Genomic DNA, 20,872 nt, shown 5'->3' with positions numbered 1-20,872 from the left:
ACCCCAGACGACGGGCAACCGGACCGCCGGTACCCGCCCCACCGCACGGACCAGGAGGAGCGAGCATGCGACTGTTGATCGAGCTCGACGACCGACGTGAAGCGGTCGAGGTCGACGGGTGGGCAGCTACGTCGTGCCTCGGGGAACTCGTCCAGTCCGCCGTGGGCATCAGCCTCGAGCCCGGCACGACCCTGGCGGTCGACGGACACCGGACGAGCGTGGACACCCCGATCCGCGACCTCGTCCTGCTCGAGGGCTCCCGCATCGCCCGGACACCCGAGGAACGCCCCCAGCTGGTCGACGGCTGGACCGTCACCTTGGCCGGCGGTCTCGACACCGGGTCAGTCGTCCCGATCCCCCGGTCCAGGAGGCTCGTGGTCGGTCGGGCGCCGCAGGCCGACCTGGTCCTGCCCACCGAGAGCGCCTCGTGGGAGCACTGCACGCTCGAGCTCGAGGACGACGGGGTCCGGATCCGCGACGCCGGGTCGACGAACGGCACCGTCGTGGCGGGGGAGCGACTCGACGAGGAGGGCGTCCTCGTCGAGGTCGGCACGAGCGTCATCGTGGGTGGCGCCGTGTTGCTCGTGCGCCCGGACCTGCACGAGACACCGGTCCCAGCGCCGGGTTCACTCCCGAACCTCACCCCCGCGGCCACGGCGCCGTTCAACCGTCCTCCGCGGCCGGGGCGCAACCGGGACGTGGAGCCCGTGTCGCCGCCGAGCAAGCGGGACGTGCCGCCGGCGTCGAAGTTCAGCTGGATCACGGTCGCCGCACCGCTGGTCCTCGCCGGTGCGATGGTCGCACTGCTCGGTGACGCCCGGTTCGCGCTCTTCGCCCTGCTCAGCCCCGTCACGGCGATCGGCATGTGGTTCGAGCAGAAGCACCGGCGCGCGAAGAACCTGAAGGAGGAGGACGAGCGCTTCGCGGAGGCGGTCCGCGACTTCAGCGGGGAGATCACCGCTGCCGCCGCGATCGAGGCCGCCCGTCGCCAGGAACTGGTCCCCGATCCGGCGACCGTGGTCCGGCGCGCCCTGTTGCCCGCGACGACCCTCTGGCAGCGCCGGGCCGATGACGTCGACTTCCTCAGCCTGCACGCCGGCACGGGCGACGCGCCCTGGCGTCCCCAGCTCGACTCCCGCGCGACGCAGATGAAGCTCGAGGAGGCGGCGAAGACCGCCATCGAGGAGAGCAAGCTGACGGCGGCCCCGGTCGTCGCCGACCTCAGCGACGCCGGTGTCGTCGGCATCGTCGGCGACCGCGAGGGTGCCCTCGCACTTGCCCGGAGCCTCCTGGTCCAGGCGACGGTGCACTGCGGACCCGCCGACCTGACCGTCGGTGTGTTCTGCGACCGGGGCCGCGAGGACGACTGGTCCTGGGCCTCCTGGCTGCCGCACACCCGCGTCGCGGGGAGCAGCACCGGCCAGCGGTGGATGTCCGCGCAGCGTGACCAGGGCGCCGCGGTGCTCCGCGGCCTGCGCGAGTCCATCGACGAGCTACCGACCCCGGAGCTCCTCGTGCTCATCGACTCCGAGGTCCTCACCGAGGGGCGCGACGCCCCGGCCCGGAGCCTGCTCGGCCACGGTCGGGCAGCGCTCGGCCAGGTGCGTCGTCCGGGCGAGCGGCCCCGCCGGGTGAGCGGGATCGTCATCGCGACGAACGAGCAGCAGCTCCCCGCCGCGTGCACGACGATCATCACCGTGGGGGCCGACGCGGCCGCGACGGTGTACCGCCCGGAGGACCGCACGCGCGTCGACGACGTCGTGCTCGCCGGTCTCAGCCCGGCGGACGCCGAGCAGTGCGCCCGGCACGTCTCGCACTTCGACGACCCGGAACTCCTGGTACCGGGTGCCTCGCTGCCGTCGCTCGTGCGGTTGCCCGACCTGCTCGCGAGCGCCGCCCCCGACTCTGCTTCCGAGCCGAGCGGTCCCGCGGCCATCCGTGCCGCCTGGGAGGCCCGGACCGGCTTCTCGACGCCGATCGGGTCGTCGGAGAGCGGCGTCCTCGAGATCGACCTGGTCCGCGACGGCCCACACGGCCTGGTCGGTGGGACGACGGGTTCCGGAAAGAGCGAGTTCCTGCGCTCCTTCGTCGCCGGGCTCGCCGCGCGCAACGACCCGACGCGCCTGAACTTCCTGCTCGTGGACTTCAAGGGCGGTGCCGCCTTCGCCGCGTGTGAGCGTCTGCCGCACACGATCGGCACGATCTCGAACCTCGACGAGCAGCTGGCTGACCGCGCGATCCGTGCGCTCGAGGCCGAGCTCGGGCGACGCCAGCGGGTGTTCGCCGCCGCCGGTGCCGACATCGACAACCTCGACGCCTACCTGGCGACCAAGCCGTCCGAGCCGATGCCCCGACTGCTCTTCGTGGTCGACGAGTTCGCGATGCTGGCGAAGGACTTCCCGGACGTCCTGACGTCCCTCGTGGCGATCGCCGCGGTGGGTCGTACCCTCGGCGTGCACATGGTCCTCGCCACGCAGCGGCCGGCGGGTGTCGTCAGCGAGGACATCCTCGCGAACACGAACATGCGCGTGGCCCTGCGCGTGCAGAGTCGCGAGGACTCGACGAACGTCATCGGCGTGCCGTCGGCCGCCGGCATCGGACGGCAGCAGACCGGTCGTGCCTACGTGAAGCTCGGCCAGGACGACATCACGCCGGTGCAGACCGCGCTCGTCACCGGTCGCGCCCGCGACGCCCGCGCCGAGCAGCCCGTCACGGTCCGCCCCACCGACGTCTTCGGCGTCCCCGCGCCCGTGGCGTTCTCCGCACCGGCGTCGAACGACCTCACCGACCTCGACGTCCTCATCGACGCGATCCGCACGGCCAACGACGAGGCCGGCTACGCACCGCCACGGCCGATCTGGCCGGAAGCGCTCGGCACGTCCGTCCCGCTCGACGCGCTCCTGCCGGCACCCGACACGACACAGCAGACGTCCGCACCGACCCGCGTCCCGGTGGCCCTGGCCGACGACCCCGACAACCAGCGCCAGGTCCGAACCGGGTGGGACCTCGCCGAGGGCAACCTCATGCTCATGGGCATCCCCGGCAGCGGGACGAGCACGGCCCTCGCGTCGATCGCGCTGCAGCTGGCCCGCACGACGAGCCCCGACGACCTCGACCTGCTCGTCCTCGACATAGGTGCCGGCAACCTCGCGCCCCTGGCGGACCTGCCGCACACGAGCGCCTACGTCGGGTCCGGTGCCGGTGCTGCCGAGCTGCAGACCCGCATGCTCCGACACCTCCGCACCGAGCTCGACCGCCGCCGTGCTGCGCCGGGTGGTCGTCGTGCCGTCGTGCTCCTCGACGGTCTGGCGGCGCTCCGCGACGAGTACCAGGACTTCGAGGGACAGCAGCTGCTCGACGCGCTCTACCGCGTCTACGCCGAGGGGCCGGCGCTCGGCATCTCGTTCGCCGTGTCCACCACCCGGGCGAAGGCCGTCCCCTCGGCGATGGACGAGGTGACGACGCAGAAGTGGCTCTTCCGCCTCGCGGACCCGTACGACTACGCGACCATCGGCGTCCGACCGAAGGACGTGCCGCCGCCCGTCCCCGGCCGGTTCATCGACTCGACGGCGAAGCTGCAGTCGCACGTGGGCACGCCGACGGGCTCCCTCGCCGAGGCTGTCCGCGCGGTCCGCGAGCAGTGGGGCGACGTCACGCCGAAGGCCAGCGCGGTCGGTCGGCTCCCGGGCTCGGTCGCGGTCACCGACCTCGCCGTCCCCGCCCGCTTCGACACCGAGCCGTGGCAGCTCCCGGTCGGCATCGCGGAGGACGACCTCGACACCGCCGTGCTCGAGGTGTACGACGGCGAGCACGTCCTCGTCGCCGGACCCGCGCGCTCCGGCAAGTCCTCGGTGCTCCTCGCCCTGGCCGCAGCCGCACGGAGCGCTGAGGGGACCCGACCCGCAGTGTGGGCCGTCTGCGACCGACGCTCACCGCTCGCGAGCGCGCTCGACACCGGTGCGGTCGACCGTCTCGCCGTCGGTGCCGACGAGGTCCCGGCGCTGCTCGCCGGCCTCCGGCTCGAGCGTGGACCGGTGCTGCTGCTCATCGACGACGCCGAACGGTTCGACGACGGCGACCAGGGCATCGCGTCGCTCCTGACGTCCGAGCGCCCCGGGCTCTGCGTGGTCGCCGCCGGGCGGTCGGCGGACCTCCGTTCGATGTACAGCCACTGGACCCGAGCGGTCCGGAAGGCCCGGTGCGGGGTCCTCCTGCAGCCCGACGTCGACTACGACGGCGAGCTCCTCGGCGTCACGCTGCCTCGACGCTCTCCGGTCGCGCTGACGACCGGGCGCGGGTACGCGGCCTCGGGAGGCGCGGTGCGGCTCGTGCAGACGGCGTCCGCCGCGAGCTGACCCGCTCCGCCCTCGAGCTGCTCTCCGGCTCAGCTCGGTCAGGCCAGCACGGCCCGGCCCGGCCCGGCGGGCAGCCGCGGCCGAGGCCAGAGCCGGACTCAGGCATCGAACCGACAGATCGCCGCGGAAGTCCCGCGCTGATCTGTCGCTTCCGCGCCCAGAGCGACCGCCCGGGCGGCTCCCGCCGAGACCGCCGACTGCCCAGGCCGCTCGCCGCCGCCGATCCGAGCCGCCGAGACCGCGGCCCGCCGGTCAGTCGCGCGTGGTGATCCCGAACGGCTGGCTCTCGAGGTTCGTGAAGTTCCCCACGGTCGCCCGCACCGTGCACGACGGCGCGACCGACAGCGCGGTCACGACGAGCCCGTCCGACGACACCGCGAGCGCGCCCGAGCAGCCGTCGGCGAACCGCACGCCGGACTCACCACCCGCGACGTCGGTCAGCATCTCCGAGGGCTTCCCGGCGCTCGGGCTGCGGTACAGCGGGTTCAGCTCGTCCGCACCGCTCGGCCACACGGGCACGAGCGTCACGGGCAGCGTGGTCTGGCTGACGGTGCGGTCGGGAGTGCGGACGTCGACACCCTGGAGGCGCTGCACCGGGTACGCGGTACCGGTCACCTCCTGGTCGGTCACCGCTGCGGTGGTCGCCTCGCCGACGGCGTCGAGCCACTCCTGCAGCCCGGAACCGCCAGACCCGGAACCGCCAGACCCGGAACCGCCCGTTCCGGAGCCGCCAGCCCCCGTGCCGCCCGACCCCGCGTCACCGGACCCGCTGGCGGCGACGACGTCCTGCGGCACGGATGCCTGCACGGTGACGGACCCACCCGCCTCGATCTCGACCCCCGTCAAGCTCCACGCGCAGGCGGTGTCCACGCCGGTCAACGACGGCTGGTTCCGTTTGGCGGTCACACCCTCACCGCTCCACGTCACGGCGGGGCAGTCGGCGTCCTCGTCCGCGCCGGGGAGGACCTCGAGCAGGGGGCCGCTCAGCGGTGCGGTCTGGGCGCTGTACGTGATCGAGACCTCGACGCTGCCGGCCTGGGGGTCGACGACGGCCTTGCGCGTGGTCGTCAGCCCCGTGGGGAGCGGTCGGTCCTGCTGGTACGCGCTCGCTGCCTGCGCGGTGCCGGCACCGGTGGGGGGTCCCTTCCGGCCGGCGCCGGGCAGCCACACGACCGCGGCGACGACGAGCACCACGACGAGGACGACCCCGACGACGCCGAGGGCGAGCATCCGGTTCGTCAGCCAGTCCGGCCGACGGAAGCGACGACGGGGCGGCTCGGGTTCGGGGCCGGCGTCGACGGCGACCGGCGGGCGGGCGAGGGGTCGGATGACGGTCTGCGAACCAGCCTGCCCGAGCTCGGGTTCGGGGCCGGCGTCGACGGCTGCGAGCGCGCTGCCCGCGTCCCCGTCACCCGCACCGGCCGGGGACGCACCCGCCGAGAGAGCGCCGCCGCCGACACCACCGGCGCCACCCGCGGCGCCGGACCCACCGCGCACCACCGTCGCCGGCCGCTCGACCTCGTCGAACGAGTCGGGGTCGTCCGCCCGCGGCAGGGCCGGCGCGTCCCGGAGCGAGCGTGCCAGCCGGCGGAGGGTGGCCGCGGCGTCGACCGCGGAGGGTCGCGCTGCCGGGTCCTTGGCCAGGAGCGACGACAGCGTCGACCACAGCGCGTCGGGCACGTCGAGCCGCGGCGGGGTCGAGGTCACGTGCCGGTAGGCGACGGCGAAGTCGGTGCCCGGTCCGGCGAACGGTGTCCGCCCGGACAGGAGTTCGTAGAGCATGACGCCGGCGCCGTACACGTCCGAAGCCGGACCGGACCGGCCCTGGCTGATCGACTCCGGCGCCATGTACTGCGGCGTGCCGAGGAGCCCGGTCGTCTTGCGGTCCCGTTCGGCCACGACCGAGGCGATGCCGAAGTCCGACACCCGCACGTCGCCGGTCCTGCCCGCGGTCCACGCGGAGTCGAGGAGCACGTTGTCCGGCTTGACGTCGCGGTGGCTGACGTTCTGCTCATGTGCGGCGGCGAGGGCGTCGAGTGTCTCCGCGGTGATCGTCAGCGCGTCGGCCGGCGGGAGCGTGCCGACGGCGAGCAGCAGGTCCCGGGCCGAACCCCCACGGACCAGGTCCATGACGATCGCGAGCCGGTCACCCTCGACGACGAGGTCACGGACCCGGACGATCGAGGGGTGTCGGAGGGCGAGGAGCACCGAACGCTCGCGGACGAACCGCTCGACGACGTCGGGCTCGGCGGCGAGTTCTGCGCGCAGGAGCTTCGCGGCGAACTGCTCGCCGGTCGCGGTGTGCTCGGTCCGCCAGACCTCGCCGGACGCTCCGGTCCCGAGCAGCTCGACCAGGCGGTAGGACGCACCGAGCGGCTCACCACGGCCGTACTGCGCGTGCTGTCCGTCCTCCGCCACAGATCCCCCAGACCCACGATCACCGGCGCGTCACCGGCCGCCCCATGTTACCGGCCGGACCCCGGCGCCGCGTACTGGACGTCGATCGTGTGGGCGACGAACCCCTGCCGTCGGTAGAGCGCCAGCGCGGGGGTGTTGTCGCCCTCGACGTACAGGGCGACGGCGTCGAGCCCGCGGCCGACGAGCCGGGCGGACCCCGCACGCATGAGCACGCCGCCGAGGCCCTGCCCCTGCAGGTCGGGGCGGACGGCGACCGCGTAGAACTCGCCGACGCCGTCCTCCACCTTGAGCCAGCACGAGCCGGCCAGGCGTCCGTCGGCGTCGCGCAGCAGCACGAGGTCGTCGCCGGAGAACCAGGCGTCGGACTCGCGGGCCCGCAGGTCCTCGAGCGTCATCCGGCCCTGCTCCGGGTGCGTGGCGAAGGCGGCCGCGTTGAGCGCGAGCCAGTCGGTCTCGTCCTCCGTGGAGCCCGCGCGGAAGGCGTCGAGTCGGTAGCCGTCCGGGAGGCCCGTCTCCGGTGCCGCGGTCGGCACCGGTGCGCGCAACTGCAGCAGCGACCGCTCCGCGGACCAGCCGTACCGGGCCGCGAGGGCGCGTGCGGCCGGGTGGTCGCCGTGCGCCCACGCGCGGACCGGTGCGTCGTCGCCGAGGGCGAGCACCTGCTCGACGAGGCCGGTCCCGATGCCGCGCCCCCGGGCCTCCCGGCGGACGACGACCTCGACCTCGTCGTCCCGGACGACCGCGACGCCGGAGTCGTCACCGAGCACGCGCGCCCGACCGGCCCGCAGGTCCACGAGCGTCTGGTCGGAGAACGGGGGAGCCTCGCCGTCCGCGACCGCGGCGTCGGCGAGCTGCTCGACGACGGCGAGCATCACTGCCCCTGCAGCCGTTCGTCGTCGTCGTGGACGTTGAAGCGGTAGCCGACGTTGCGGACGGTGCCGATGAGCGACTCGAGGTCGCCGAGCTTGGCGCGCAGGCGTCGGACGTGCACGTCGACCGTCCGGGTGCCGCCGAAGTAGTCGTACCCCCAGACCTCGCTGAGCAGCTGCTCGCGGGTGAAGACCCGGGCGGGGTGCGACGCGAAGAACCGGAGGAGCTCGAACTCCTTGAACGTCAGGTCGAGCGGCCGGCCGCGCACCTTGGCGGAGTAGCTCGCCTCGTCGATGACGACGCCGGAGGCCTGGATCTTCGACCCGGTCGGGTTCTTCGACGCGCGACCGGCGTTCAGGCGGATGCGGGCGTCGACCTCCGCGGGGCCGGCGGACTCGAGCACGACGTCGTCGATGTTCCACTCGGTCGTCACCGCGGTGAGGCCGCCCTCGGTGACCACGAGGACGACGGGGGTGGTCGAGCCGCTCGTGGCGAGGATCTTGCACAGGGCCTTGGCACTGACCAGGTCGGTGCGGGCGTCGACGAACATGAGGTCGCTCTGCGGTGCGTTCACCAGCTGCGCCGCCTCGGCCGGCACGTGGCGGATCCGGTGGCTCAGCAGGCCGAGGCTCGGGAGGACGTCGCCGGGCGCGGCCGAGGTGAGTACCAGGAGCTGTGCCACAGGACCTCCAGAGGGAGAAGACGTCGTTGCGCCATCCTAGTGAGCCCGCAGAACCCACCCGGACGGACGGTCCAGCGCAGGACTGTCATGATGGGGACGTGAGCGAGACGAGCGACCCCACGACGGCCGAGCCGCCCGTCGGGCCGAGCCAGCGCCGACTGCGGCTGGCGTCCGTCGTGCCGGTCTGGTTGCTCGCGGTGGTCGGGGCGGTGCTCGTGCTCACCCTGACGGCGAAGGACTCGTTCGCCTGGCTCCTGCTCGTGTTCGTCGCGGCGGTGTTCGTCAGCTTCGTGCTCCAGCTCGCGACGCAGACGAAGGACGGTCTGGTCGAGCGGATCAGCATCGCCTCGTCCGGGTCGTTCGTGGTCGTGCTCGTCACCGCGCTCGTCCTGCTGGCTCGCTGAGCGTCCTGCGCTGTCGGTGCCGGCCGCGTAGAGTTGCGGCATGGATTCGCTGCTAGCGCTCGAGCTCTTCTACGTGGGCCTGCTCGGCCTGGCGTCGCTCGCCATCGCGTTCATCTCGGTGACGGTCATCGTCAAGCTCTTCAAGGGCCAGCGGTGATCGAACTGCCGGAGGGCCTCTCGGCCGAACTCGTCCCGCTGTCGTGGCTGGTCGGCGTGTGGGAGGGCACCGGGGTGGTCGAGTACCCCGTGGGCGATGACGACACCGTCCGCACGTACGAGTTCGGCCAGCGCGTGAGCTTCAGCCACGACGGTCTGCCGTACCTCAACTACTCGTCCACGACGTGGCTGCTCGACGAGGACCGGACCCCGCTCGCCGCCGAGATGGGCTACTGGCGACTCGACCGTCCGTCCGAGCCCGGTGACCGCGGTCCGGCGATGCTGCTCGGCGACGGACCGGTGCCGTTCTCGACCACGCAGAGCGTCGAGACGCTGCGCAACCAGACCGACGGGTTCGACGTCGAAGCGGCGATCATCCACCCCACGGGGGTCAACGAGCTCTACGTGGGCCGGGTGAAGCAGGGCCGCATCGACCTCGCCACCGACGCCGTGATGCGCTCCGCCAACGCCAAGGAGTACTCTGCGGCGACGCGCATGTACGGCCTCGTCGAGGGCAAGCTGTTCTGGGCGTGGGACATCGCCGCGCTCGGCCGTGAGCTCACCTCGCACGCCTCGGGGCAGCTCGCGAAGGTCGACTGATGCCGTCCCCGTTCGCCGGACACGACGGCTTCGTGGCGTCCGAGGCCGGTCCGGCGGCGCACCTCGGCAACCCGCTCGGCGAGCAGCGCCTGCTCGCCCGGGGCCGCGCGGTCGTGGAACTCGGGCTCGGGGTCGTCACGGTGTCGGGCCCGGACCGGCTGTCCTGGCTGAACTCGATCACGTCGCAGCTGCTGCTCGGCCTGGCGCCGGGCGTCAGCACCGAGACGCTCGTGCTCGACGCGTCCGGTCGGGTCGAGCACGCCGCCCGTGTCGTCGACGACGGCGAGACGACCTGGCTCCTCACCGAGCCGGACGACGCCGCGCCGCTCGCCGCGTGGCTGTCGTCGATGCGGTTCATGCTCCGCGTCGAGGTGACCGACCGCTCGGCCGACCTCGCCACGCTCGGCTGGTTCGCGGGTGCGGACCCGCTCGGTGGCGCCGCGCCGCTCGCGACCTGGGTCGACCCGTGGTCGTCCGTCGCGCCGGGCGGCTGGGGCTACGCCGACCTGGAGGCCCACCCCGGCTCCGACTGGACCCTCCGCATCGCCGTCGTCACCCCCGACACCGCCGCTGCCGTCGCGGCCTCGGACGTGCCGGTCGCCGGCCTCCTCGCGCTCGAGGCCCTGCGGATCGCCGCCTGGCGCCCGGCGCTCACCGACGTCGACGAGCGGACGATCCCGCACGAGCTCGACTGGCTCCGCTCCGCCGTGCACCTGTCGAAGGGCTGCTACCGCGGGCAGGAGACCGTCGCGAAGGTGCACAACCTCGGGCGTCCGCCGCGGCGGCTCGTGATGCTGCACCTCGACGGATCCGACGGCGTGGTCCCCGCGCCGGGCACCCCCGTCACGCTCGACGGCACCGAGGTCGGGCGGCTCGTCGCCTCGGCCACGCACCACGAGCTCGGGCCGGTGGGGCTCGCCGTGGTCAAGCGTTCGCTGGACCCGTCGGCGGTGCTGACCCTTCCGGCCGACGACGTCGTGGTGACCGCCGCGCAGGAGGTCATCGTGCCTCCCGGGGCCGGTGCGACCGCCGACGTGCCGCGCCTCCCGCGGCTCGGGGCCGTCCGCCGCGGCTGACCGGCCGAGCGCGGCCGCGCCCCACACCCCCGTCCGCGCCCGACACCCCGTCCGCACCCCGCACCGAGCCCCGTCCCGCTCATCGCGCCCGGTCCTGACGAGGTGCGATGTCCGTCGGCGGGTGCGACGCGCGCCCACCGACGTCGCTCACGCCGGGGCGACCGCCGACCAGGGGACGCTGAGTTCGCCGAGGCGCCAGCGCGTCACCCCGTGCAGCACCGGCCACCCGCGGTCCCGCACCCCGCGGACGGTCGCGATCCAGCGCTGCCGCGGGCCGTACGTGCCGAGCGGGGCCGCGACCGCCCAGGCCAGGTCGAGGTCGCGGAGGAACGCGTGCACCCGCTCCCCGGGGACGTTCCGGTGGATGAGCGCCTTCGGCAAGCGTTCCGCCACGATGCTCGGGACGTCGAGCCCGGCCAACCGCAGGGCGACCGTGAAGGTGTGCGGGGCCTCCCGGTCGAGCGTGACCCACGAGGCGACGCGACCGACCTCGTTGCAGGTGCCCTCGACGAGCTGGCCGCCGGGCTGGAGCCGGTCCTGCATGATCCGCCACGAGCCGACGACCGCCGACTCGTCGTACTGCCGCAGCACGTTGAACGCGCGGATCACGGCCGGCCGCCGTCCGCCCGGTGTCGGGGTCTCGAAGCCGCCGAGCCGGAAGGTGACGCCGTCACGGGTGCCGGCGTTCGCGAGGGCCACGCGCGAGGGCTCGATCTCGATGCCGGTGACCTCGACGTCCGGTCGGACGCGGGCCAGCCGGTCGCGGAGCTCGAGCGTCGTCGTCGGGCTCGCGCCGTAGCCGACGTCGGCGACGAGCGGGTCGTCCGTCCGGCGGAGCACCGGGAGCGTGGCGATCCACCGGTCGACGCGGCGGAGGCGGTTGTGCCCGGTCGTCCCGCGTGTGACGGTGCCGATCGGCGAGGCGTTCCCGGGCATGCGACCAGGGTACGGGTGGAGCGCCGCTCGGTAGACTCGGCGCATGACCTCCACGCTCGTCCTGCTGCGTCACGGCAACAGTGACTGGAACCAGAAGAACCTGTTCACCGGTTGGGTCGACGTCCGGCTCTCCGAGCTCGGCGAGAAGGAGGCGAAGCGCGCCGGCGAGCTCATCGCCGAGTCGGGCATCGTGCCCGACGTCCTGTACACGTCGCTCCTGACCCGTGCGATCCAGACGGCCGACATCGCCCTGCTCGAGGCGGACCTCGCCTGGCTGCCGGTGAAGCGCGACTGGCGCCTCAACGAGCGCCACTACGGCGACCTGCAGGGCAAGGACAAGGCGCAGACCCTCGAGCAGTACGGCGAGGAGCAGTTCATGGAGTGGCGCCGCTCGTTCGACGTGCCGCCGCCCCCCATCGCCGACGACGCCGAGTGGTCGCAGGCCGGTGACCGCCGCTACGCCGGACTCGGCGACCAGCTGCCCCGCACCGAGTCGCTCAAGCTCGTCATCGAGCGCCTGCTGCCGTACTGGGAGTCCGACATCACGCAGGACCTCGCCGCGGGGAAGACCGTCCTCGTCACCGCGCACGGCAACTCGCTGCGCGCGCTCGTGAAGCACCTCGACGGCATCTCCGACGACGACATCGCGGGGCTGAACATCCCGACGGGCATCCCGCTCGTGTACGAGCTCGACGACGACCACCGTCCGACGAAGCCCGCGGTGTACCTCGACCCCGAGGCCGCCGCTGCCGGCGCCGCGGCCGTCGCCGCGCAGGGCGCGAAGAAGTAGGACCACCCGGGGCGACGTGCGTCGCGTCCGGACAGGAGGCCCGTCCCCGGCCGGGGCGGGCCTTGTGTCCGTCAGGCGAAGTGCGCGGCGATCTCCTGCACGAGCATGCCCACGTCGTAGGGACGGGCGGTGTCGACCCGGACGACGGGCGTCACCCCGACCGGACCGGCCGCGTCGCCGTGCTCGTCCCAGAAGGCGAGCACCGACGCGAGGTCGCCGTGCACGTCGTGGCGCACCGGCAGCGTGCCCGGGTCGTACCGGTCGCGGAGACGCTCCTCCGCCGTGGCGCGGTCGACGTCACACCACACCTCGACCGCGCGCGGCGACCCGGCGGTGGTGAGCCCGGCCTCCAGGAAGGCGCGGTCGCGGGACGGCAGCCAGACGGCGTCGAGGACGACCCCGTTCTCGACCGCACCGGCCATCGACCACATCGTGTCCAGGGCGACACCGCCGAGCGTGCGCGGGGCGATCATCGGACCGGCGATGTCGGCCAGGGGCTCCTTGATCCGGTCCTTCGACAGGAAGGGGCAGCCGAGCACCTCGGCGAGGGCTGCCCCCACCGTGCTCTTGCCGGAACCGGGCATGCCGTTGACGATGATCGCGACCTGGGCCATGCCCTGATCCTCCCAGGTCTCCGACCGCAGCACACCGCCGGGACAGGCGTGAGCGGCAGCCGGAGCTGACGGGCAGCCGGAGCTGACGGGCCGCCGGAGTCGTCCGGCAGCCGGATCGTCCGGCAGCCGGGGTCGTCAGGCCGGCGAGGTCGTGACCGCCGCGGCGCCGGCCCAGTCGCCGGTCGCCAGGTACTCGACCTTCTTCGCGATGGAGACCGCGTGGTCGGCGAAGCGCTCGTGGTAGCGGGAGGCCAGGGTGGCGTCGACCGTGTCGACCGGCCCGCCCTTCCAGGCCTCGCCGAGCACGAAGTCGAAGACGCTGGCGTGCAGCTCGTCGACGGCGTCGTCCTCGTCGCGGATCTCGGCAGCGAGGGCGATGTCCTCGGTCGCGAGCAGGCGCGTGAGCTTCTGCGACATCGCGACGTCGTGTGCGCCCATCTGCTTGAAGGTGCCGCGCAGGCCCTTCGGGACGACCTTCTCGGGGAAGCGCTGGCGCGTGAGCTGCGCGATGTGCTCGGCCATGTCGCCCATGCGCTCGAGCGAGGAGCTCACGCGGAGGGCGGTCACGACGACGCGGAGGTCGCGCGCGACCGGGGCCTGGCGGGCGAGGATGTCGATCGCGACCTCGTCGAGGTTCGAGGCGGCCTCGTCGATCTTCTGGTCGTCGGCGATCACCTCCTCGGCGAGTGCGACGTCGGAGTCGCTGAACGCCTGGGTCGCTCGGGTGATCGCGGACTCGACGAGTCCGGCGATCTCGGTCAGACGCTCTTGGACGTCCTGCAGCTCCTGCTGGAACACTTCGCGCATGGGGGAGAACCTCTCTCTGCGTACCGGACGAGTGTCGTCAGCCCAGGTGAACGATCGGTGACCTGCGGCTGAACGGTTCGCGTTCCGGCCCGGAGAGGGCGGTGAACGGGATCCGAACCGCGTGTGACCACTCCTACACTGACGGCATGGACAACGCGTGGCTCGTGCCACTGTCGATGCTCCTCGGCGGTGTGTTCGGAGCGGGCGTCGTGGTGCTGATCATCACCGCCGAGCGCACGGCACGGGCTGCCGACGTGGCGGAACGGAGCCTCCCCGACGGCGTCGCCGCAGTGATCGCGACCATGCACAACCCCGCCGTCGTCGTCGATCCGTCGAACACCGTCGTCGCCGCCTCCCCGCAGGCGCTCGCGGTCGGACTGGTGGTCCGGCGCAAGCTCGTGCACGCCGAGCTCGCCGAACTCGTGGACCAGGTGCGGCGCAGCGGGGAGATGGGGTCGGAGGACCTCGAACTCCCGCGCGGGGGACGGGGCGACGTCATCGGCTACCTCAGCTTCCGCGCGGCACAGCTCGGCAACCGGTACGTGCTCGTCACGGCCGACGACCTCACCGAGAGCCGGCGGATCGACGAGGTCCGACGGGACTTCCTCGCCAACATCTCGCACGAGCTGAAGACCCCGATCGGCGCGATCGGCCTGCTCTCCGAGACCCTGGTGCTCGCCGCCGACGACCCCGCGCACGTGCGGAAGTTCGCCGCGCAGCTCGTCTCCGAGTCGGAGCGGCTCGGCGCCCTGACCAAGGACATCATCGAGCTGTCCCGACTGCAGTCCGTCGACGCGCTCGAGGCCAGCGAGGAGACCGCGATCGACGAGGTCGTGCAGGCCGCGATCGACGGCAACGAGGTCGTCGCCCGGGCCCGCGACATCGAGCTCGTCCGTGCGAAGCGGTCGAAGCTGCGGGTGATCGGCGACCCCGGCCTGCTGCAGGTGGCGGTGTCGAACCTCATCGCGAACGCGGTCAAGTACTCCCCGGACCACACCCGCGTCGGCGTCGGCGTCCGGCGGGTGAAGGGCTTCGTGGAGATCGCGGTCACCGACCAGGGCGTCGGCATCCCGCAGTCCGACCTCGACCGCGTGTTCGAGCGGTTCTACCGCGTCGACCCCGCACGGTCCCGTGCGACCGGCGGGACCGGCCTCGGCCTCGCGATCGTGAAGCACATCGTGAGCAACCACGGCGGTGACGTCCGCGTGTGGTCGCAGCCCGGCAAGGGCTCGACGTTCACCATCCGGCTCCCCGAAGCAGACCCCGAACTGACCACAGCACTCGAAGAGCAACTGGAAGAGCAGCCATCGTGACCAAGATCCTCATCGTCGATGACGAGCCGGCCCTGAGCGAACCCCTGGAGTTCCTGCTGCAGCGCGAGGGGTACGACACCTCCGTCGCTGCCGACGGCGTCACCGCGCTGTCGAAGTTCGACACGGACGACCCCGACCTCGTCCTGCTCGACCTCATGCTCCCCGGCCTGAGCGGCACCGAGGTGTGCCGGCAGATCCGCACGCGGTCGAACGTCCCCATCATCATGCTCACCGCGAAGGACTCCGAGGTGGACATCGTCGTCGGGCTGGAGCTCGGCGCCGACGACTACGTGACGAAGCCGTACTCGACGCGGGAGCTCCTGGCCCGGATCCGTGCCGTCCTCCGCCGTCGCACCGAGGACGACCCGGGCGACGTCGGCATCCTGCAGGTGGGCGGCATCCGGATGGACGTCGAGCGCCACACGGTGTCGGTCGACGGCTCGGAGACGCCGATGCCGCTCAAGGAGTTCGAGCTCCTCGAGCTGCTGCTGCGCAACGCCGGCCGCGTGCTCACCCGCGGGCAGCTCATCGACCGGGTGTGGGGGTCGGACTACTTCGGCGACACGAAGACGCTCGACGTGCACATCAAGCGCATCCGCTCGAAGATCGAGCGCGTGCCGAGCACCCCGGAGGTCCTCGTGACGGTCCGCGGGCTCGGGTACCGCATCGAGGCGTAGCCGCGTCCGGACAGACAGGAGGCCCGGAGCCGGTCCTGCGGGACCAGCCCCGGGCCTCCCGGGTGTCTGCTGCGTCAGTTCGTGCCGTTGTCGCCCTCGGACGAGTCGGTCTGCGGACCCTCCTGCGTGCCGGGGGCGTCGGCGCCACCGGTCGGCTGCGTGCCGCTGACGGAGGGGGAGGTCTCGGTCGGCGTCGGCGTGGGGGTCGGCGCGAGGGTCTGGTACTCCTCCTGCGCGCTCGTGAGGACCGGCACGGTGGCCGACGCGCCCTCGGCGCCCTGGTAGGAGAAGTACATCTTCACGAGCGAGCCCGGCTTCGCGGTGACGTCGTCGAAGTCGACCGTGTCGTGCTGCTCGTCGTCGGCGAGCACGACGGTCGAGTTGCTCGGGACCTCGACGGTCTGGTCGGTGCCGTCGAGCTCGAGCGTGACGGTGCGGTCGCGCTCCCCGGTGTTGACCAGGGTGCCGACGAAGCGGGCGTCCTCGCCGGTGTCCGTGATGAGCAGGGCGTTGCGCACGTCGATGCTGCCCGTCGACACGTCCACGCCGTCGGTGATCTGGCGGATCTCCTTGGTGCGCGCCGGCGACAAGAACTCGCAGCCGGTGGCGCCGAGGGCGATGGACGCGGCGACGGCGACGGAAACGAGTACCCGAGCTCGCAAGAGGTTCCTCCGGAAGTCAACGATGGCGGACCGTGCGGCCCTGGCGATCATCCTACCCAGGCCCCGGGACGGCCGGAGGTCAGGGTCGGCGGTGCCCCGCGCGCCCCGGCCCGTCGCCGCCGGCCCGGCCCATTACCCGAACGGGCCTTGTGGTAAACTGAAGGTCTGGGAACGGAGCCTGATACATGCAATTCGAGGTCGGCGAGACCGTCGTCTACCCCCATCACGGGGCGGCAACCATCTCTGAAGTCAAGACTCGCGTCATCAAGGGCGAGGAGAAGGTCTACCTGAAGCTGCGCGTCACGCAGGGTGACCTCACGATCGAGGTCCCGGCGGACAACGTCGACCTGGTCGGCGTCCGCGACGTGATCGGCAAGGAAGGCCTCGACAAGGTCTTCGAGGTCCTGCGGGCACCGTTCACCGAGGAGCCGACCAACTGGTCGCGCCGCTACAAGGCGAACCTCGAGAAGCTCGCTTCGGGGGACGTCATCAAGGTGTCCGAGGTCGTGCGTGACCTCTGGCGCCGCGACCAGGACCGCGGACTCTCCGCGGGCGAGAAGCGGATGCTGGCCAAGGCTCGGCAGATCCTCATCTCCGAGCTGGCCCTGGCCGAGAAGACCGACGAGGACAAGGCATCGACCGTCCTCGACGAGGTCCTCGCCTCCTAGCGCGAACCGCAGCTGGACCACACGACGACGACCGTCCTGCTCCCCGATCGGGTGAGCAGGGCGGTCGTCGTCGTCGCGGCGGGTTCCGGCACCCGCCTCGGGCTCGGGACGGCCAAGGCGTTCGTCCCCGTCGCCGGTGAACGCATGCTCGTCCGCGTACTGCGGACGGTGCTCGCGCTGACCGAGCCGACGTTCGTCGCGGTCGTGGCACCGGCGGACCGGCTCGACGAGTGCCGGGAACTCGTCGCCTCCGTCGCGGGCGGCGCGGTCGCGTACACGGCGGTCGTGCCGGGAGGCGCGGATCGCCACGCGTCGGTCGAGGCCGGCCTGGCAGCCCTGCCGGACTCCGTCGTCACGGTCCTCGTGCACGACGCCGCGCGGTGCCTCACCCCGGCGAGCCAGTTCGAGCGGGTCTTCGCCGCGGTGCTGGCGTCGGGCGCCGGTGTCGTCCCGGGCCTGCCGGTCACCGACACCGTGAAGCGTGTCGACGGGGACACCGTGGTCGAGACCGTCGACCGTTCGGCGCTGGTCGGGGTGCAGACGCCGCAGGGCTTCCCGCTCGCGGACCTCCGCCGCGCGTACGCCGGGGCAGCCCGCGCCGAGACCGACGACGCCGGGGTGTTCCAGGCGGCCGGCGGGACGGTCCGGACCGTGCCCGGTGACGCCGACGCGTTCAAGATCACCACGCGGTGGGACCTCGGTCGTGCCGAGGCCGTCGTCGCCGAGCGTGCGGCGGCCGCGTCGACGCCTCCGTCGCTCGACCTCAGGGTCGGGCTCGGTGTCGACGTGCACGCCTTCGACGCCGCGAGCCCGTGCCGCGTCGGTCTGCTCGACTTCCCGGGTGAAGCGGGCCTCTCCGGACACAGTGACGGGGACGCCGTCGCGCACGCGGTGTGCGACGCGCTCCTCTCCGCAGGCGGCCTCGGGGACATCGGCGGGCGGTTCGGCACGTCCGACCCGCGGTACGCCGGAGCGACCGGGGACGTCTTCGTCCGCGGGGCCGTCGAGCTGCTCCGCGCGGAGGGCCTCGTCCCCGTCCGTGTCACGGTCCAGGTCGTCGGGAACCGCCCGCGCATCGGGGCTCGTCGCGAGGAGATGCAGGACGCCCTCGCCGCGGTCGTCGGCGCTCCCGTCGCGGTCTCCGGCACGACGACCGACGGGCTCGGCTTCACCGGGCGGGGCGAGGGGCTCACCGCGATCGCCACGGCCGTCGTCCGGGCCGTCTGAACACTCCACAGGCCCTGCCCTGTTCCGTCGCGGTGGGGGCGTCCCCCTCTAGGCTTGTCCTGTGACCGTTCGCCTGTACGACTCCCGCGCCGCCGACGTCGTCGACCTCGTGCCCCTGGTCGACGGACAGGTCAGCATGTACGTGTGTGGGCCGACCGTGCAGTCCTCCCCGCACATCGGACACCTCCGGTCCGCGCTCGTCTACGACATCTGGCGTCGCTGGTTGAGTCACCGCGGGTACCGGGTCACCCTCGTGCGGAACGTCACCGACATCGACGACAAGGTGCTCGACCTCGCCGCGGGCACCGACGAGGCGTGGTGGGCGCGGGCCTACCGCGTCGAACTCGAGTTCACCGCCGCCTACGCCGCGCTCGGCATCCTGCCGCCGACGTACGAGCCCCGCGCGACGGCGAGCATCCCGCAGATGCAGGACATCATCACGAGCCTCATCGAGCGCGGGCACGCCTACCCGGCAGCGGACGGCAGCGGTGACGTGTACTTCGACACCGCGAGCTGGCCGGAGTACGGCGCCCTGACCCGTCAGCGACGCGACGACATGGTCGACGCCACCGACGCCGATCCCCGGGGCAAGCGGGACGCCCGCGACTTCGCCCTGTGGAAGGGCAGCAAGCCGGGGGAGCCGTCCACCGCCAGCTGGGACTCGCCGTGGGGTGCCGGCCGCCCGGGGTGGCACATCGAGTGCTCGGCGATGTCCCGGCGCTACCTCGGCCCGGCGTTCGACATCCACGGCGGCGGCCTCGACCTGCGGTTCCCGCACCACGAGAACGAACTCGCACAGTCCAGCGCGGCGGGGGACGCCTTCGCCTCGTACTGGCTGCACAACGGGCTCGTGACCGTCGGTGGGCAGAAGATGTCCAAGTCCCTCGGCAACTCGATCTTCGCCGCGGACTTCCTGGCGGCCGCACGCCCCGTCGTCGTCCGCTACTTCCTCGGCGCCGCCCACTACCGGTCCACGATCGACCACCACGAGGGCTCCCTCGCCGAGGCCGAGGCCGCACTCGACCGCATCGAAGGCTTCCTCGAGCGCGGTGCCGCACGGCTCGAAGGGGTCCGGCTCGCCGACGCCCCGACGGTGCCGCAGGCGTTCGCCGACGCCATGGACGACGACCTCGCGGTGCCCCAGGCGCTGGCCGTCCTGCACGAGACCGTCCGGTCCGGGAACGCAGCGCTCGACGCCGACGATGCGGAAGCGCTCGGTGTCGCGTACCATCAGGTGGCCGCGATGGTGGAGGTGCTCGGCATCGACCCGCGGGCGCCGCACTGGTCGGGTGGTGCGCACGACACCGCCGCAGCACCGCTCGCCGCCCTCGTCGAACGCCTCGTGCAGGAACGCGCCGACGCCAGGGCCGCACGGGACTTCGCCACGGCCGACCGCGTCCGGGACGACCTCGCAGGCGCGGGCATCACGATCGAGGACACACCGTCCGGAACACGCTGGAGCATCGCCTGAACACGGCAGTGCCGAACAGGAGAACTGCATGAAGAACGTCTCGGGGAGCAAGAAGGGCCGTCCGGGCGCCGTCCGGACCGGCCGCAAGGGCAACAAGCAGGTCGGTTCCGGCGGGCAGGGCGCGCAGGCGCTCGAGGGCCGCAAGCCGACGCCGAAGGCCGAGGACCGCCCGTACCACCCGGCCGGCAAGCGCAAGGCCGCCAAGGAGCGCTTCGAGGCCGCGCGTGCCCGTCGTGGCGGCAGCAGCGCCTCGGCGCCGCAGACCCGCTCGGGTGGTCGACCGCCCGCCCGCAAGACCGACGACAGCGAGCTGGTGACCGGCCGCAACTCGGTGCTCGAGGCGCTCCGGACGAAGACGCCGTCGACGACGCTCTACATCGCCGCCCGGATCGAGGTCGACGACCGCGTCAAGGAGATCCTGGCGCTCGCCAACCACCGCGGCGTGCCGATCATGGAGATCATGCGTCCGGAGCTCGACCGCATCACGGGGCACGACAGCGTGCACCAGGGTGTCGCGCTCAAGGTGCCGGCGTACGAGTACGCGGTCGCCGAGGACCTCGTCGAGCGGGCGTTCTCGCGCGACCAGGTCCCGCTCATCGTCGCGCTCGACGGCATCACCGACCCGCGCAACCTCGGTGCGATCATCCGGTCGACGGCCGCGTTCGGTGGGCACGGGGTCATCGTGCCGCAGCGTCGCTCCGTCGGCGTGACCGCGTCGGCGTGGAAGACGTCCGCGGGTGCCGCTGCCCGGACCCCCGTCGCGATGGCACCGAACCTGACGCAGACCCTCAAGTCGCTGAAGTCGATGGGGCTGTTCGTCCTCGGTCTCGACGGTGGTGGGGACGTCGAGCTGGACGCCCTCGAGCTCGCCGACCGGCCGATCGTCATCGTCGTCGGCTCGGAGGGCAAGGGGCTCTCCCGCCTCGTCACCGAGACGTGCGACGCGATCGTCTCCATCCCGATCTCGAGCGCGACCGAGTCCCTCAACGCGGGCATCGCCGCGAGCGTGACCCTCTGGGAGGTCGCCCGGCGCCGACGCGCCGAGTAGCGCCGCACCAGCGACATCCGGGAGGCCCGGTGCCGGTCCACGCGACCGGCGCCGGGCCTCCCGTCCGTCTGCCTGGAGGGCGCCGCCCCGCCCAGCCC

General features: G+C 72.8%; 18 protein-coding genes. 11 read left to right on the top strand and 7 right to left on the bottom strand.

What is annotated here, in order from left to right; all coding sequences use genetic code 11:
* Positions 1 to 65 precede the first annotated feature (65 nt).
* Positions 66 to 4,355, top strand: coding sequence for an FtsK/SpoIIIE domain-containing protein (locus DEI95_RS12865; RefSeq protein ID WP_111060484.1), 4,290 nt, complete (start codon positions 66 to 68; stop codon positions 4,353 to 4,355).
* Between the two features lie 252 nt (positions 4,356 to 4,607).
* Here the strand turns inward: DEI95_RS12865 and DEI95_RS12860 are convergent, their stop codons facing one another.
* The 3 genes from DEI95_RS12860 to DEI95_RS12850 are packed head-to-tail and all read right to left on the bottom strand — an operon-like array spanning position 4,608 to position 8,325.
* Entirely contained in the window at positions 4,608 to 6,773 is a 2,166-nt protein-coding gene (locus DEI95_RS12860; RefSeq protein WP_111060483.1) for a serine/threonine-protein kinase, read from the bottom strand.
* A 47-nt stretch (positions 6,774 to 6,820) separates the two neighbouring features.
* On the bottom strand, positions 6,821 to 7,645 hold the full coding sequence (gene mshD, locus DEI95_RS12855) for a mycothiol synthase (protein ID WP_111060482.1): 825 nt from the start codon (positions 7,643 to 7,645) through the stop codon (positions 6,821 to 6,823).
* Entirely contained in the window at positions 7,645 to 8,325 is a 681-nt protein-coding gene (locus DEI95_RS12850) for a response regulator transcription factor (protein WP_110824120.1), read from the bottom strand. The genes mshD and DEI95_RS12850 overlap by 1 nt, the downstream gene beginning before the upstream one ends.
* Before the next feature lie 98 nt (positions 8,326 to 8,423).
* On the opposite strand from DEI95_RS12850, the gene DEI95_RS12845 reads away from it, so the two are divergent.
* The 3 genes from DEI95_RS12845 (at position 8,424) to DEI95_RS12835 (ending at position 10,561) form a co-directional block, all read left to right on the top strand.
* Positions 8,424 to 8,729 carry a hypothetical protein gene (locus DEI95_RS12845; RefSeq protein ID WP_111060481.1) on the top strand — a complete coding sequence of 102 codons (306 nt, stop codon included), beginning with the start codon at positions 8,424 to 8,426 and terminating at the stop codon, positions 8,727 to 8,729.
* A 153-nt stretch (positions 8,730 to 8,882) separates the two neighbouring features.
* On the top strand, positions 8,883 to 9,485 hold the full coding sequence (locus DEI95_RS12840; RefSeq protein ID WP_111060480.1) for an FABP family protein: 603 nt from the start codon (positions 8,883 to 8,885) through the stop codon (positions 9,483 to 9,485).
* Positions 9,485 to 10,561 carry a folate-binding protein YgfZ gene (locus DEI95_RS12835; RefSeq protein ID WP_111060479.1) on the top strand — a complete coding sequence of 359 codons (1,077 nt, stop codon included), beginning with the start codon at positions 9,485 to 9,487 and terminating at the stop codon, positions 10,559 to 10,561. The genes DEI95_RS12840 and DEI95_RS12835 overlap by 1 nt, the downstream gene beginning before the upstream one ends.
* Positions 10,562 to 10,708: 147 nt before the next feature.
* Here DEI95_RS12835 and DEI95_RS12830 read toward each other — a convergent pair whose 3' ends face one another.
* Positions 10,709 to 11,497, bottom strand: coding sequence for a class I SAM-dependent methyltransferase (locus DEI95_RS12830; protein ID WP_110891078.1), 789 nt, complete (start codon positions 11,495 to 11,497; stop codon positions 10,709 to 10,711).
* Between the two features lie 43 nt (positions 11,498 to 11,540).
* Between DEI95_RS12830 and DEI95_RS12825 the strand changes: the two genes are divergently transcribed.
* Positions 11,541 to 12,287, top strand: coding sequence for a phosphoglyceromutase (locus DEI95_RS12825; protein ID WP_110824115.1), 747 nt, complete (start codon positions 11,541 to 11,543; stop codon positions 12,285 to 12,287).
* Positions 12,288 to 12,358: 71 nt separating this feature from the next.
* Here DEI95_RS12825 and DEI95_RS12820 read toward each other — a convergent pair whose 3' ends face one another.
* On the bottom strand, positions 12,359 to 12,901 hold the full coding sequence (locus DEI95_RS12820; RefSeq protein WP_111060478.1) for an AAA family ATPase: 543 nt from the start codon (positions 12,899 to 12,901) through the stop codon (positions 12,359 to 12,361).
* 135 nt (positions 12,902 to 13,036) lie between these two features.
* Positions 13,037 to 13,708, bottom strand: a complete 672-nt coding sequence (gene phoU, locus DEI95_RS12815) for a phosphate signaling complex protein PhoU (protein WP_110824113.1) — start codon at positions 13,706 to 13,708, stop codon at positions 13,037 to 13,039.
* Between the two features lie 146 nt (positions 13,709 to 13,854).
* Here phoU and DEI95_RS12810 point away from each other — a divergent pair, with 146 nt between their 5' ends.
* Positions 13,855 to 15,021: a cell wall metabolism sensor histidine kinase WalK gene (locus DEI95_RS12810; RefSeq protein ID WP_111060477.1), complete on the top strand. Its 1,167-nt coding sequence runs from the start codon at positions 13,855 to 13,857 to the stop codon at positions 15,019 to 15,021.
* Positions 15,018 to 15,698 carry a response regulator transcription factor gene (locus tag DEI95_RS12805; protein ID WP_111060476.1) on the top strand — a complete coding sequence of 227 codons (681 nt, stop codon included), beginning with the start codon at positions 15,018 to 15,020 and terminating at the stop codon, positions 15,696 to 15,698. The genes DEI95_RS12810 and DEI95_RS12805 overlap by 4 nt, the downstream gene beginning before the upstream one ends.
* Positions 15,699 to 15,772: 74 nt before the next feature.
* On the opposite strand, the gene DEI95_RS12800 is transcribed toward DEI95_RS12805, so the two are convergent.
* Positions 15,773 to 16,360, bottom strand: coding sequence for a hypothetical protein (locus DEI95_RS12800; RefSeq protein ID WP_110911819.1), 588 nt, complete (start codon positions 16,358 to 16,360; stop codon positions 15,773 to 15,775).
* A gap of 185 nt (positions 16,361 to 16,545) precedes the next feature.
* On the opposite strand from DEI95_RS12800, the gene DEI95_RS12795 reads away from it, so the two are divergent.
* From DEI95_RS12795 to rlmB, 4 genes are all read left to right on the top strand, one after another.
* On the top strand, positions 16,546 to 17,028 hold the full coding sequence (locus tag DEI95_RS12795; RefSeq protein WP_017888066.1) for a CarD family transcriptional regulator: 483 nt from the start codon (positions 16,546 to 16,548) through the stop codon (positions 17,026 to 17,028).
* Between the two features lie 51 nt (positions 17,029 to 17,079).
* The gene (gene ispD, locus DEI95_RS12790) at positions 17,080 to 18,255 is read left to right on the top strand and encodes a 2-C-methyl-D-erythritol 4-phosphate cytidylyltransferase (protein WP_111060475.1); all 1,176 of its coding nucleotides are present in this window, start codon (positions 17,080 to 17,082) and stop codon (positions 18,253 to 18,255) included.
* A 61-nt stretch (positions 18,256 to 18,316) separates the two neighbouring features.
* Positions 18,317 to 19,726, top strand: a complete 1,410-nt coding sequence (gene cysS, locus DEI95_RS12785; RefSeq protein ID WP_110891073.1) for a cysteine--tRNA ligase — start codon at positions 18,317 to 18,319, stop codon at positions 19,724 to 19,726.
* Positions 19,727 to 19,754: 28 nt separating this feature from the next.
* Positions 19,755 to 20,774 (top strand): 23S rRNA (guanosine(2251)-2'-O)-methyltransferase RlmB, encoded by a 1,020-nt coding sequence (rlmB, locus tag DEI95_RS12780; RefSeq protein WP_110824107.1) that lies wholly within the window; start codon positions 19,755 to 19,757, stop codon positions 20,772 to 20,774.
* Positions 20,775 to 20,872 lie beyond the last annotated feature (98 nt).

Source organism: Curtobacterium sp. MCBD17_008 (genome assembly GCF_003234475.1).
Lineage (GTDB): Bacteria > Actinomycetota > Actinomycetes > Actinomycetales > Microbacteriaceae > Curtobacterium.
This window is presented reverse-complemented; position numbering and strand designations above follow the sequence as displayed.

What these genes read in the sequence shown, in the direction of transcription:
- DEI95_RS12865 (WP_111060484.1), top strand. Translation starts at nt 66, where the DNA reads ATGCGACTGTTGATCGAGCTCGACGACCGACGTGAAGCGGTCGAGGTC.
- mshD (WP_111060482.1), bottom strand. Translation starts at nt 7,645, where the DNA reads ATGCTCGCCGTCGTCGAGCAGCTCGCCGACGCCGCGGTCGCGGACGGC.
- DEI95_RS12835 (WP_111060479.1), top strand. Translation starts at nt 9,485, where the DNA reads ATGCCGTCCCCGTTCGCCGGACACGACGGCTTCGTGGCGTCCGAGGCC.
- DEI95_RS12830 (WP_110891078.1), bottom strand. Translation starts at nt 11,497, where the DNA reads ATGCCCGGGAACGCCTCGCCGATCGGCACCGTCACACGCGGGACGACC.
- DEI95_RS12825 (WP_110824115.1), top strand. Translation starts at nt 11,541, where the DNA reads ATGACCTCCACGCTCGTCCTGCTGCGTCACGGCAACAGTGACTGGAAC.
- DEI95_RS12820 (WP_111060478.1), bottom strand. Translation starts at nt 12,901, where the DNA reads ATGGCCCAGGTCGCGATCATCGTCAACGGCATGCCCGGTTCCGGCAAG.
- phoU (WP_110824113.1), bottom strand. Translation starts at nt 13,708, where the DNA reads ATGCGCGAAGTGTTCCAGCAGGAGCTGCAGGACGTCCAAGAGCGTCTG.
- DEI95_RS12810 (WP_111060477.1), top strand. Translation starts at nt 13,855, where the DNA reads ATGGACAACGCGTGGCTCGTGCCACTGTCGATGCTCCTCGGCGGTGTG.
- DEI95_RS12795 (WP_017888066.1), top strand. Translation starts at nt 16,546, where the DNA reads ATGCAATTCGAGGTCGGCGAGACCGTCGTCTACCCCCATCACGGGGCG.
- rlmB (WP_110824107.1), top strand. Translation starts at nt 19,755, where the DNA reads ATGAAGAACGTCTCGGGGAGCAAGAAGGGCCGTCCGGGCGCCGTCCGG.